The sequence below is a fragment of the Ferrovibrio sp. MS7 genome (assembly GCF_038404985.1).
Classification (GTDB): Bacteria; Pseudomonadota; Alphaproteobacteria; order Ferrovibrionales; family Ferrovibrionaceae; genus Ferrovibrio; species Ferrovibrio plantarum.
In genome coordinates this window covers 2,436,811-2,448,984 of the sequence record NZ_JBBKBA010000001.1, presented here as the reverse complement: position 1 = coordinate 2,448,984, position 12,174 = coordinate 2,436,811, and the positions used below count along the sequence as shown (strand labels likewise).

Sequence of the window (12,174 nt, the reverse complement as noted above, 5' to 3'; positions counted from 1 at the left end):
TCAAAGCCGCGACTCCTGCCCGAAACCAGACGAATTTTCAGTATTTTTCGTGTAATTCCAAGGAGATTCCCATGTTGCGCCTGTGGCTGCTGCGGCACGCTAAATCCGCCTGGGACGATCCCGGGCTGGATGATTTCGCCCGCCCCCTGGCGCCGCGCGGCAAGAAGGCCTGCCGCCGCCTCGCCCGCCACCTGGCCGAACGCGCGGTGCGGCCCGACCTGGTGCTCTGCTCGCCGGCCCAGCGCACGAGGCAGACCTGGGAACGCCTGACCAAGCGGCTGGGGCCGGATATCGAAACCCGCTTCGACCACAGCCTCTATCTGGCCGAGGCGACAAACCTGCTGGCAACCCTGCGGGCGGCGCCGACCACTTGCCGCGAATTGATGCTGATCGGCCATAATCCCGGCCTGGAAGACCTGGCGGCGCGGCTGTGCAGCGCCGGGGCCGGCGATGCCCTGGAGCGGCTGAAAACCAAATACCCCACCGGCGGCCTGGCCGAGATCAGCTTCGCGATCAAGCGCTGGGCGGATGTGGCGCCCAAATCGGGTTTTCTGGCAAGCTTCGTTACACCCACCATGCTGGATGAAGCAGAGTGACGCCATGGGCAACATCGTCAACCTGAACAAGGCGCGCAAGGCCAAGGCACGCGATGCAAAGGCCACCCAGGCGGCGGCCAACCGCGCCCGGCATGGCATGAGCAAGGCCGAGCGCGAAAAGGCCGCCAAGGAGGCCGAGCGCATCCGCCGCGAGATCGACGGCAGCAAGCTGGAAGACTAGCGCCTAGTTTGCGGCCATTCTGGTTTCGCCCGCCTGCACCGGCAGGCCGCGCGCCGCCAGATACTGCTCCACCGCGCCACCCCAGACCTTGGGAAAGAACACCAGGGCATGACCATCCACCCGCTTCGGCAGGGTGTATTGCCGATATTCGGCATGGCCGCCGGCATTGATGAAGACCTCGAAGTTGCGGCGGTAATAATCTTCCGAACAATAGGAATCATTCTCGGCATAGAGCCACAGCATCGGTAATGCCGTGGTGGTGCCACGCCCCATCAGCAGGCGGTCGATATAGGGCGCGGATTTGTAGATCACGTGGTTGCAATCCTCGCCGACCCAGCCGCCGACGAAGTTCAGTACGCCGCGATACATATCGGGGTTGCGTCCGGCATGGGCGATGCTGAGGATGCCGCCGCGCGAATGGCCACCCACCACCACCTGCGCAGCATCGACGAAGGTCATCTTCAGGATCAGGTCGGTGGCGGCATCGATATCGCGCAGCGCGCGGTCGGCACCGGGGATGGATCGCGCGGGCGAGCAGCTATAGCCGAAGTCGCGGTCCTCGGCGAAGCCTTCATCATAAACCCCATCCGAACCGCCACGGCCGCGACGCGATGGCAGCACCACGGCCCAGCCGTGCGCCACGAACCATTCCGCCATCGGCTTGGGATCGAACACCATGGCGAATTGCTGCGGCTTGGTGCCCCGGTAGGTCGAGCCATGATGGAAGATCAAGGTCGGAAACGGCCCTTTGCCGACGGGGCGGTATATCTGCGTCGAGAGGCTGACATGCTCGCCATCGATCTCCACCGGCATACGGATGGTTTCCTGCGCCGAAGCCCGGGCTGAAACCGTGCAGAGCATGGCGCAGCAAATAACCAGGAATCGGCCGTGAAAGCGCAGCGCGAACATCACGATCATCCCGTTTAGTCGGTTGCGGGTGATCCGATATCGCCGCTGGATTCAGGCGCGGGCTGGGCGCGAATGAAGCCATATTGTGGCAGTTTCACCCGCCCAAATAGTGGCCGCCACAGTGTTGCCGGATTCCGGCTGCCGCCTATACTGCGCGGCGCCGATGGAACCCGAAGCCCGCAAAATCGCCACTGCCCCCAAGCTTTCTGCAGCCCAGAATCTTTCAGCAGCTTTGTGGGTGCTGGCCGCCTCGCTCGCCTTCTCGCTGCTTTATGCTTCCGGCAAGCTCACCGGTGGCATGCTGCCGGCGTTGCAGATCGTGTTCATCCGCTATCTCTCCGGCTTCGCCACCGTGTCGGGCATCGCCGCCTATCAGCGGCTCTCCCCGGCCCGCGCGCTCGGCACCGGGCGGCGCTGGCTGCATCTGCTGCGCGCCTGCTGCGGCGTGTTCGGCGGCGCCTGCTCGATCTACGGCGCCACCCATATGCCGCTGGCTGACGCTTCAGCACTCGCGCTGCTGCAGGGCCTGTTCGTGATGCTGCTGGCGGTGCTGCTGCTTGGCGAGCGGTTGCGCCGGGCGCAGATCGTGGCAGCCATTATCTGCCTTGCCGGCGCCTTCGTCATCGTGCGCGGCAATACACCTGACGGCAACCTCACCAATCTGCTTGATCACGGCATCGCGCCGCTGGCCGCCATCCTCGGCGCCCTGCTCACCGCCTGCGAGATCATTCTGATCAAGTATCTGACGCGGCATGAAACCATGCTTTCCATGCTGCTGCATGTGAACGGCTTTGCCGTGCTGCTGCTGTTGCCGGCGATGCTGTTTCTGTGGACCGATGCAAGCTGGACCACGCTCGGCGCGCTCTGCCTGCTCGGGCCGATGGCGATCCTGGGGCAAATGTGCAATGTGCGCGCCTACCGCCTCGCCGATGCCGCCTGGCTGGCGCCGTTCGGCTACAGTTCGGTCGCCTTCGGCGCGCTGATCGGCTGGCTCGCCTTCAACCACCTGCCCGGCCCCGCGACCTGGGCCGGCGCCGGCCTGATCATCGGCGGCTGCCTGCTTCTGGTGAGGCGCGGCTAAAGTCCAGGGAGTTGCGCCGCGCTGTCTGCTTCCAGCAGCTTGCGTGCCAGCGCGATGGTGATGGCACGCTGTTCGGCCAAGGCCGCCGCATCCAGCCGCGCCACCCAATGGCGCGCTGCATGGAACGAGCGCTCGATGCGCGGCAGCAGATAGGCGATCACATCCTGGCCGACGATAAGCTGGCGGTCGGCGAACAGCTTCACCATCACGGCACCAAGCAAGGCATCGTCCGGCGGTGCGATGGCGGCGACCGGCATGGCTTTCAGCCGCGAGGCCAGATCGGCCAAGGTGACACCCCAGGCGGCCGGCGGCGCCTCACTCAACAGCAACAGGCCGTGGCCGCGTTCGCGCATCAGGTTGATCAGGTGAAACAACGCCGCCGGCTCGGCCGCTGCCGCCGTGGCCGCATCCTCCAGCACCAAGGCTGTCTCTGCCAGGGCATCGACGCTCTCGACGCGCAGATCGGCGGCAGCCGCGAAACGCGCGCCGGAACGTGTCGCCCAGATATGGCCGAGATGAGTCTTGCCGCTGCCATCCGGGCCATGCAGCACCAGGATGCCATTCGGCCAGTCCGGCCAGCGGTCGATCCAGGCCAGCGCGGTTTCATTGCCCGGCGCCACGAGGAAATCCTCCCGCGCCCAGGAGACCGGCAGCGCGAGGCCGAGACTCAGTTGTGACTTGTTCATGAACTAGCGGGGGGCTCGGCGGGCGGTTCGATTTTCGCCGGGCCGCCATGATAGAGTGCGCTGGCGCGGTAGCGTTCCAGCGTGAAGCGGGTCAGCACGCCGATCACGGCGCAGACCGGCACGGCGATGAGCATGCCGACAAAGCCGAACAGTGCACCGCCGGCAAAAAGGCCGAACATGATCCACACCGGATGCAGGCCGACGCGGTCGCCGACCAGCTTGGGCGTGAGGAAATTGCCCTCGATGAACTGCCCGGCGCCGAACACGGCAGCGACAATGGCAATCATCGTCCAGTCCGGCCAGAACTGCACCAGGGCCACGCCCATGCTGACGACGAAGCCAAGGATCGTACCGACATAGGGAATGAACGAGATCGCGCCGGCACCCAGGCCGATCACCAGGCCGAAATCCAGGCCGACCAGCGACAGGCCGATGCCGTAGAAGCTGCCGAGCGCGAGACACACCATCATCTGGCCGCGCGCGAAACCGGCCAGCACGCCATCAATGGCTCGCGCCTGGGCCCGGATCACCTCGGCCTGGCGGCGCGGCAGATGCTCGTCGATCAGCGCCATCATGGTGTCCCAGTCGCGCAGCAGATAGAACGACACCACCGGTGTCACCACCAGCAGCGACAGCATGCTGAGTACCGCCTGGCCACCGCCGAGCACACCGGCCACCAGCTTGCCGAGCACGCTGGCGGCTTCGCCGGCATGCTGGCCGATGGCGGTTTTCACATCCAGCTTCAGCGGGATGCCGTATTGCTGCGCCAGTTCCATCAGGTTCGGCAACAGGTTGTCGCGGAAACTCTCGACATAGCCCGGCAGGCGGCTGAGGAAGCCATTGAGCTGGCTCAGCAGCACCGGCACCAGCGCCAGCACCACGATCAGCAGCACCATGAAGAACACCGCCGTAATCAGCGCCGTCGCCACCGTGCGGCTGATACCCTTGGTTTCCAGGCGGTCGGCCACCGGATCGAGCAGATAGGCTACCGCCATGGCGGCGACGAAAGGCAGCAGCACCGAACTCAGCGCCATCAGCACCAGCAGGAAGCCGGAGATGATCAGCGCCCAGATGGCGATATGCTGCTGCCGCGTCATGGCTTCCATGTTCCCCGCAGGCCGAGTTCCCAGAAGCCGTCGCGCTGGCGCAATTCCACATCCTTCTGCGCCAGGGCGACGCTGAGCTGCTGCGGCTCGCCAAAAAAGCCGAGCTGCACCTGGGCATCGCGATGGGTCAGGCGCAGCACCTCAAGGCGGCGGATCGACGGCACTTCGGCAAGTTTGTCGCGCAGCTTCACCCAGTCGGCCAGGCTCTTGAAGCCGGCGGCAACACTGATCTGGCCGGGCTTGTCGAGATCCAGCCGCGTGGCGCGCTTCCAGCGGTTCTCGACCCGGCGGGCGAGTTCGCTGGCAGCGCTTGCCAGCGCCTCCTCCATCGTCGCCCCTTGAGCGACGAAAGGCTCCAGCCGGTGGTCGCTGGCTTCGTCGGCATCGAAATACGGGAAGATTTCCACCCGCGCGCCGGCGCCTTCGGGCGAAACCGGGCTGGCCGCCACCACCAGGGTCTCGCCGGCATTGCGCTGGCGGGCCAGCAAGCTGAGTTGCGCGCTATCCACCAGCAAGCGGTCGATCGGCAAGGCTTCTGGCGCCGTGCTGGCCTCGGCGATCATGAACGGCACCAGGCCATCGGGCTCGGCCCGCCGCTTCCAGGCATCGCGCCAGGGATTGTCGGCCTCCCACAGCTTCGCGCCTTCCGCCGTCTGCCATACCGGCAGCAGCAGGATCGGACGGCTCTGCACCTCGGCATAGCCAAGCCGCTGGTTCTGCAGCAACTGGCGCACCGCCTCGGGCCGGAACCGCACCGTGATGCGGCCCAGATAACGGGTGGCCGAGGTGCGCTCCTCGTCGATCTCGAAACCGGCGATGGTGTCGTTCAGCAGCGCCTCGGTCGGCTGCGGCAGGCGGCCACGGTCTTCGATCAGGGTCAGGCGCTGCAGCAGCTGGGTGAAGGCGCGGCGCTGGCCTTGCGCCAGGGCAACCGGCCGGGCGGCGGCGCTGCTATCGGCGGAGGCATCCACGGCAACGCCGCTGACGACGAAAACCGAGGCCGGGGCAGTGCCGGGCTGGGGCACTGGCTGGGCTTGGGGCACGCCTTGCGCCAGGGCGGTTTGCACCGGGCAAAAAGCCGGGAAAACCGCGAGCATCAGCGCAGCAAGGGCAGTGCGCCAGGGCATGGCGGGGAGGATCATACGGGGCATTGCAAATGGGGGTGAAATGGCTATGGTGGCGCCGTCAAATCTAGCCGATATGTGAGGGCGCCATCAACACGTCGCCGCTTTATAAAGCCGCCGGGGTCGATATCGATGCCGGCGAGGCTCTCGTCGATGCGATCAAGCCGCTCGCCGCCTCCACCCGCCGCACGGGTGCCGATGCCTCGCTGGGCGGTTTTGGCGCGCTGTTCGACCTCAAGGCCGCCGGGTTCCAGGATCCGATCCTGGTTTCCTCCACCGATGGCGTCGGCACCAAGCTGAAAATCGCCATCGAGACTGGCCGGCATGACGGCGTCGGCATTGATCTCGTCGCCATGGTGGTGAACGACATCCTGGTGCAGGGCGCCGAGCCGCTGTTCTTCCTCGACTATTACGCCACCGGCAAGCTGGAAGTGGACGTCGCCAGGCGCGTCGTCGCCGGCATCGCCGAGGGCTGCCGCCAGGCCGGCTGCGCCCTGATCGGCGGCGAGACCGCCGAAATGCCCGGCATGTATGCCGCCAAGGATTACGACCTCGCCGGCTTCGCCGTCGGCGCCGCCGAGCGCGGCCGCCTGCTGCCCAGCAATGTGCAGCCCGGCGACGTGCTGCTGGGCATCGCCTCCTCGGGCGTGCATTCCAACGGCTTCTCGCTGGTGCGCAAGGTCATATCCGATAACGGCCTGCATTTCGAAAGCCCAGCGCCCTTTAATCCCGCGCAGCCGCTGGCCGATATCCTGATGGTGCCGACCCGCATCTACATCAAGAGCTGCATGCCGCTGGTGCGCTCCGGCCAGATCAAGGCCATGGCGCATATCACCGGCGGCGGCCTCACTGAGAATATCCCGCGCGTGCTGCCCGATGGCACCAAGGCGGTGGTGGATGCCACCGCCTGGACTCTGCCGCCGGTATTCAAGTGGCTGAAGGCGGCAGGCAAGATCAGCGACACCGAAATGGCGCGCGCCTTCAATTGCGGCATTGGTCTGGTGGTGGCTGTCGCCGCCGATCAGGCCGAGGCGGTGGCCCAGGCGCTCAGCGCTGCCGGCGAGAGCGTGGCGCAGATCGGCCGCATCGAGGCGCTGTCTGACGCCAAGGCCGAGCCCTATACCGAAATGACCAACATGGCGGGCGCCTGGAACTGACGATGAGTCAGACGGGAGCTAAGCCAATCAGTACCAAGGCTGTCGGCATCCTGATTTCCGGGCGCGGCAGCAACATGGCCGCGCTGATCGAGGCCGCCCGGCAGCCCGGCTATCCCGCCCATATCGCCGTGGTGATTGCGAACCGCGCCGATGCCGAAGGGCTTAGCCTCGCGCAGGCCGCCGGCATCACTACCCTCGTGATCCCGAGCAAGGGCAAGGACCGCGCCGCATTCGATGCCGAACTCGATGCGGCGCTGAAGCGCCATGGCGTCGAAATCGTCTGCCTCGCCGGCTTCATGCGCCTGCTCACGCCCGGCTTCGTCGAGGGCTGGCATGGCCGCATGATCAACATCCACCCCTCGCTGCTGCCGGCCTTCAAGGGCACCCGCGTGCATGAACGGGTGATCGAAAGCGGCACGCGCCTCACCGGCTGTTCCGTCCATTTCGTGGTCCCCGAAATGGACGAAGGCCCGGTCATTTGCCAAGCCGAAGTAGGCGTACCCGATGGCGTGACGCCCGAGCAGCTCGCCGACCTGGTGCTGGCGGAAGAACACAAACTCTATCCGCAGGCACTCAAGCTGCTGGCGGAAGGGCGGCTGCGGGTGGATGGCAACAAAACACTCATTGCCAACCCTCCGGCCTAATTCTTGGTTTGCCGGTGATAGTACGGAGCGTCCGGCTTCGTCTCCCGTGTTTCGATCAGCTTCGCTTGCAATTCCATGAAGTCAGCCGGAATGGAACCCGCCAACCTCGCGCGCTCCGCTTTGAGGCGATTATCGGCTTCGTCAAACATGCCAAGGCGGCGCGATAGCTCGACACTGAGAAAATAGTATGTAGGCCATCTCTCTTCGCTGTGCGGCATGGCTTGCAGCAGCGCCAGTATATGTTCGCGCGCCTCGGTCAGATAAATCTTTTCCAAGGCGGCATTCTTGCCTTCGACCTCCCAGGCCGCACTCAGAATGCTGAACATGATTTTGTCCGGGGCATAGCCCAGGCCGGATTGCAGCTTCGCCGTGACATAATAATCGGCATGTTCCGCGCGGAGTTTCCGGTATTCCTCGGTAGCGGTATACGCCTTCAGATATGCCACTGTTTCTGGGCTGAAATCGCGCTCGAATAGCGGCAAACCGGAATCAGGACATTTCACCAGCGGCCAAGGTGAAGCGATGGGCCCAATCCTGCGTAAATCCAGGCGGGCTCCAAACGAGGTTCCAGACGCAACCGACTGCGCCACAAATTTCTCATTGGTCAGCGGGCAAGTGAACTCCGCGGCTCCGATTGTGAGAGCCTTAGCCTCCGGAGAGACGAGTAACACACTAACGGGTAACGCAACGGCAGACAAAATCCATTTGTGCAGCACGGCCGGGCCTCGTCCGATGTATCGCCTGCACTGTAGTAGCGGATAAAATTACGGCTGATTTGCGGCGAACGAGTAATGGCGCAAATTTTTTCTCTCTATGCGTAAAACAAACGGCAAAGACAAGTCCGTTCATGACACGGCGCTCTTGCCTATTCCCGCCACGGATTGATCACCCGCACGCCGGCAGCCTCGAACGGGCCGGTATCGCGGGTGGCGACGGCCATCTGGTTGGCGTGGGCGATGGCGGCGATCATGCCGTCTGTTGTTGCGATGGCGCCGCCTGCTGCGCGCGCGCCGGCCATGATGATGGCGTAGGACAATGTCGCGGCCATGTCGAAGGGCAGGATGCGCCCGGCAAATCGCGGCAGCACATTCTCCTCGACCTGCGATGCCATGCCGGCGCGGCGCTTGCCGGCCGGCATGGCGAGAATGCAGAAGCGCAATTCGGCCACGGTGAACGTGGTGAGGAACAATGTCTCGAGCGGCTGGCGATCGATCCAGGCGATGACGCCCGCGCTGGCCTGCTGGCGCAGCGGTTCGGAGATGACGTTGGTATCCAGGATGATCATTCAAACGCCCGTGTCATTCTAAGACTGGGGGTGCAGCCGGCGTTTTGTCGCGCTGGATTACCAGCTCATCGCCGCCGAAATCGCGGCCGATCTGCGCCAGCAGCGAGCCGAGCTTGACGCTGCCCTCGGGCCGCAGAGCCTGCTCCAGGATGGCGCGCATTTCCGCCTCGGCACTCACGCCCTTGCGCGCCGCCCGCACATGCAGCGCGCGGTGAATTTCATCCGGCACATTGCGCACGGTGATCGAGGCCATGATTTCACTTCCTCAAAATGCTTGCACTGCAATCATTCTAACAGAATGCAATCACCCGGTCTTGCACAAACCGGCGCAAAACCGCGCGGGCTTGACTTTTGACCCGCGATATGTACCATATATGTTCTTGAATGCGCGACATTATTGCAGGCTGACGGCCTGCGCCGCGCGTACCGGGATCGGGCGCGCAGCGAATACCGGGTAAGCGGAAATAAGCCGGAATAAGGAAGAATAAGGCGGAATAAGAAGGAATAAGGCGGAATAAGAAAAAATAAGCCGCCATAGGGTGTTTCGTGCGCAGCGTTGCGCTGAAACACACACGTCATGCCCGGGCCTGACCCGGGCATCTTAGCCAGGTTGGCACGAGATGCGCGGATCAAGTCCGCGCATGACGAGGTGACTTCTGGCGCTCCCACCTATTCCCGCCACGGGTTGATCACGCGCACACCCGCTGCCTCGAACGGGCCGGTATCGCGGGTGGAGACGGCCATCTGGTTGGCGTGGGCGATGGCGCCGATCAATCCGATCCCATAATCGTCACCCTCGGGCTTGACCCGAGGGTCTCATGCCGGAAAAAGAAATGGCCGGGACTGTGCCCGGCCATGACGATACTGGAATAAAGCAGTGCTCGGCTTAGCCGACGATCTCCAGGCCGGAGAAGAAATAGGCGATTTCGACGGCGGCGGTTTCCGGGGCATCCGAGCCATGCACCGAGTTGGCTTCGATGCTCTCGGCGAATTCCTTGCGGATGGTGCCCGGCGCGGCATTGGCCGGGTTGGTGGCGCCCATCACTTCGCGGTACTTGGCAATGGCGCCCTCGCCTTCCAGCACCTGCACGACGACCGGCCCGGAGATCATGAAGCTGACCAGATCATTGAAGAACGGACGGGCCTTGTGCACGCCGTAGAAGGTCTCGGCCTGGGCCTTGCTCATCTGGATGCGCTTCTGCGCCACGATGCGCAGGCCGGCCTTCTCGATCACGGCATTGATCGCACCGGTCAGGTTGCGGCGGGTGGCGTCCGGCTTGATGATGGAAAAGGTGCGCTCGATGGCCATGGATGTGGTCCTTAAATCCGTTTGGTGGGTGTTGGCTAAAAATCGGTGGCGGGTATATAGAGGCTCCGCCCGAAAGCCGCAACCCGCCCGGTTAGCGTCCCGGTTCCTCAGCAAAACCCGGCCTGCTCCCCGGCCATACAGTTAAGTAACTGGAAATGCTTGTATTTCGCGACCTGACCTACCGCATCGCCGGCCGTGTGCTGCTCGACCACGTGTCGGCCACGATCCCGGCCGGGCATAAAGTCGGCCTGGTGGGGCGCAACGGCACCGGCAAATCGACGCTGTTCAAGATCATCACCGGCGATTTGCAGACCGAAACCGGCGGCGTGGAGCTGCCCGCTGATTGCAAGATTGCCAAGCTGCCGCAGGAGCCGCCGGGCGGCGAGCAGACGCCGATTGCCTATGTGCTGGCCGCCGATACCGAGCGCGAAGCCCTGCTGATCGAGGCCGAGGAACTGGAAGATTCCTCCAGCATGGAGGATGCCGAGCGCATCGCCGCCGTGCATATGCGGCTGGCCGAGATCGACGCCCATGCCGCACCGGCCCGCGCCGCCGTGATCCTCGCCGGCCTTGGTTTCGATGAAGAGATGCAGAACCGGCCGCTGGATACGTTCTCGGGCGGCTGGCGCATGCGCGTGGCTTTGGCCGGCTGCCTGTTCGCCGAGCCCGACCTGCTGCTGCTGGACGAGCCGACCAACCATCTCGACCTCGAAGCCTCGCTATGGCTGGAAGGCTATCTGAAAACCTATCCGCGCACCTTCCTGCTGATCAGCCATGACCGGCATTTCCTGAACTCGGCCATCGAACATATCCTGCATATCGACAACACCAAGCTGGTGCTCTATCGCGGCAATTACGACACCTTCGAGGCCGAGCGCCGCGCCCGCATGGAGCAGCAGAATGCCTTTGCCGCGCGCCAGGCCGAGCAGCGCAAGCATATGGAGGATTTCGTCAACCGCTTCCGCGCCAAGGCTTCCAAGGCGCGCCAGGCGCAGAGCCGCCTGAAGATGCTGGCGAAGATGCAGCCGATCGCGGCGGCGATTGAAGATCCCAACGTGATCTTCCGCCTGCCCGACCCGGAGGAATTGCCGCCGCCGCTGATCGTGCTCGACAACCTCACGGCGGGCTACACCGCCGACAAGCCGGTGCTGCGCCACCTGGATATGCGCATCGACATGGAAGACCGCATCGCCATGCTCGGCGCCAATGGCAACGGCAAGTCGACGCTGGCGAAAATCCTGGCCGGCACGCTGAAGCCGCAGGCCGGCAAGCTGCAGCGTTCGGGCAAGCTGCGGGTCGGCTATTTCGCGCAGGATCAGGACGACATCCTGGATGAGAACCGCACGCCGGTGGAGCATCTGCAGGACCTGATGGAAAAAGCCACCATCGAGCAGTTGCGCACGCGGCTCGGCAGCTTCGGCTTGGTGCGCGAGAAGGCGCAGACCGTGGCCGGCAAGCTCTCGGGCGGCGAGCGTGCGCGGCTGCTGTTCGCCATGGTGACGCATCATGCACCGCATCTGCTGATCCTCGACGAGCCGACCAACCATCTCGACATGGATACGCGCGACGCCCTGGTGCAGGCGGTGAACGAGTTCAAGGGCGCGGTGATCCTGGTGAGCCATGACCGCCACATGGCGGAAGCCTGCGCCGACCGCTTCTGGCTGGTGGGCGACGGCACGGTGAAGGATTTCGACGGCGACCTCGACGATTACGCCAAGCTGCTGGCCGACCGCCGCCGCGCTGCTGCCAGCGTGAAGCTGAAGGGCGGCGCCGGTACTGGTAGTGGGGCTGCCGCCCCCGTCGCCGACCGCAAGGCAGACCGCAAGGCCGCCGCCGCCGCGCGGCAGGCGCTGGCGCCGTTGCGCGTCGCCGTGCATAACGCGGAAAAAGCCATGGCCAAGCTCAGCGCCGAGAAGATGCGCCTGGATGCCATGCTGGCCGACCCGGACACCTACACCAAGCTGAGCCCGGCCAAGCAGGCCGAGTTGCAGAAGCAGCATGGCGATGTGGCGAAAAAACTGGAAGCCGCCGAGGAAGCCTGGCTCGACGCCCAGTCGAAGCTGGAAGCGGCTCAGGCTGAGGACGCGGCGTGACGC

General features: G+C 64.5%; 14 protein-coding genes. 6 read left to right on the top strand and 8 right to left on the bottom strand.

What is annotated here, in order from left to right:
• Positions 1-71 precede the first annotated feature (71 nt).
• Together V6B08_RS11730 and V6B08_RS11725 are read left to right on the top strand one after the other, a co-directional pair.
• Entirely contained in the window at positions 72-596 is a 525-nt protein-coding gene (locus V6B08_RS11730; protein ID WP_341980879.1) for a SixA phosphatase family protein, read from the top strand.
• Positions 583-777, top strand: a complete 195-nt coding sequence (locus tag V6B08_RS11725) for a DUF4169 family protein (protein WP_341980875.1) — start codon at positions 583-585, stop codon at positions 775-777. The genes V6B08_RS11730 and V6B08_RS11725 overlap by 14 nt, the downstream gene beginning before the upstream one ends.
• A 3-nt stretch (positions 778-780) precedes the next feature.
• Here the strand turns inward: V6B08_RS11725 and V6B08_RS11720 are convergent, their stop codons facing one another.
• Positions 781-1,686, bottom strand: a complete 906-nt coding sequence (locus V6B08_RS11720; RefSeq protein WP_341980874.1) for an alpha/beta hydrolase family protein — start codon at positions 1,684-1,686, stop codon at positions 781-783.
• A 163-nt stretch (positions 1,687-1,849) separates the two neighbouring features.
• Between V6B08_RS11720 and V6B08_RS11715 the strand changes: the two genes are divergently transcribed.
• Positions 1,850-2,767 carry a DMT family transporter gene (locus tag V6B08_RS11715; RefSeq protein WP_341980873.1) on the top strand — a complete coding sequence of 306 codons (918 nt, stop codon included), beginning with the start codon at positions 1,850-1,852 and terminating at the stop codon, positions 2,765-2,767.
• Here V6B08_RS11715 and V6B08_RS11710 read toward each other — a convergent pair.
• Genes V6B08_RS11710 through V6B08_RS11700 form a run of 3 tightly spaced genes read right to left on the bottom strand, consistent with a single transcriptional unit; the run spans position 2,764 to position 5,701 of the window.
• A complete protein-coding gene (locus tag V6B08_RS11710) occupies positions 2,764-3,453 on the bottom strand; it encodes an HdaA/DnaA family protein (protein WP_341980870.1) in 690 nt (229 codons plus the stop codon). The two genes, V6B08_RS11715 and V6B08_RS11710, sit on opposite strands and share 4 nt — an antisense overlap.
• Positions 3,450-4,550, bottom strand: coding sequence for an AI-2E family transporter (locus V6B08_RS11705; RefSeq protein ID WP_341980868.1), 1,101 nt, complete (start codon positions 4,548-4,550; stop codon positions 3,450-3,452). The genes V6B08_RS11710 and V6B08_RS11705 overlap by 4 nt, the downstream gene beginning before the upstream one ends.
• The gene (locus V6B08_RS11700) at positions 4,547-5,701 is read right to left on the bottom strand and encodes a DUF2066 domain-containing protein (RefSeq protein ID WP_341980866.1); all 1,155 of its coding nucleotides are present in this window, start codon (positions 5,699-5,701) and stop codon (positions 4,547-4,549) included. The genes V6B08_RS11705 and V6B08_RS11700 overlap by 4 nt, the downstream gene beginning before the upstream one ends.
• Before the next feature lie 56 nt (positions 5,702-5,757).
• On the opposite strand from V6B08_RS11700, the gene purM reads away from it, so the two are divergent.
• Together purM and purN are read left to right on the top strand one after the other, a co-directional pair.
• The gene (gene purM, locus V6B08_RS11695) at positions 5,758-6,840 is read left to right on the top strand and encodes a phosphoribosylformylglycinamidine cyclo-ligase (RefSeq protein ID WP_341981639.1); all 1,083 of its coding nucleotides are present in this window, start codon (positions 5,758-5,760) and stop codon (positions 6,838-6,840) included.
• 2 nt (positions 6,841-6,842) lie between these two features.
• Positions 6,843-7,484, top strand: a complete 642-nt coding sequence (gene purN, locus V6B08_RS11690; protein WP_341980864.1) for a phosphoribosylglycinamide formyltransferase — start codon at positions 6,843-6,845, stop codon at positions 7,482-7,484.
• Here the strand turns inward: purN and V6B08_RS11685 are convergent.
• The 4 genes from V6B08_RS11685 to ndk form a co-directional block, all read right to left on the bottom strand.
• Positions 7,481-8,200, bottom strand: a complete 720-nt coding sequence (locus V6B08_RS11685; RefSeq protein ID WP_341980862.1) for a hypothetical protein — start codon at positions 8,198-8,200, stop codon at positions 7,481-7,483. The two genes, purN and V6B08_RS11685, sit on opposite strands and share 4 nt — an antisense overlap.
• Positions 8,201-8,349: 149 nt before the next feature.
• Positions 8,350-8,769, bottom strand: a complete 420-nt coding sequence (locus V6B08_RS11680) for a type II toxin-antitoxin system VapC family toxin (RefSeq protein WP_341980860.1) — start codon at positions 8,767-8,769, stop codon at positions 8,350-8,352.
• A gap of 13 nt (positions 8,770-8,782) precedes the next feature.
• On the bottom strand, positions 8,783-9,022 hold the full coding sequence (locus V6B08_RS11675) for a FitA-like ribbon-helix-helix domain-containing protein (protein WP_341980858.1): 240 nt from the start codon (positions 9,020-9,022) through the stop codon (positions 8,783-8,785).
• A gap of 633 nt (positions 9,023-9,655) precedes the next feature.
• On the bottom strand, positions 9,656-10,078 hold the full coding sequence (ndk, locus tag V6B08_RS11670; protein ID WP_341980856.1) for a nucleoside-diphosphate kinase: 423 nt from the start codon (positions 10,076-10,078) through the stop codon (positions 9,656-9,658).
• A gap of 155 nt (positions 10,079-10,233) precedes the next feature.
• On the opposite strand from ndk, the gene V6B08_RS11665 reads away from it, so the two are divergent.
• Positions 10,234-12,171: an ABC-F family ATP-binding cassette domain-containing protein gene (locus V6B08_RS11665; RefSeq protein WP_341980854.1), complete on the top strand. Its 1,938-nt coding sequence runs from the start codon at positions 10,234-10,236 to the stop codon at positions 12,169-12,171.
• Positions 12,172-12,174 lie beyond the last annotated feature (3 nt).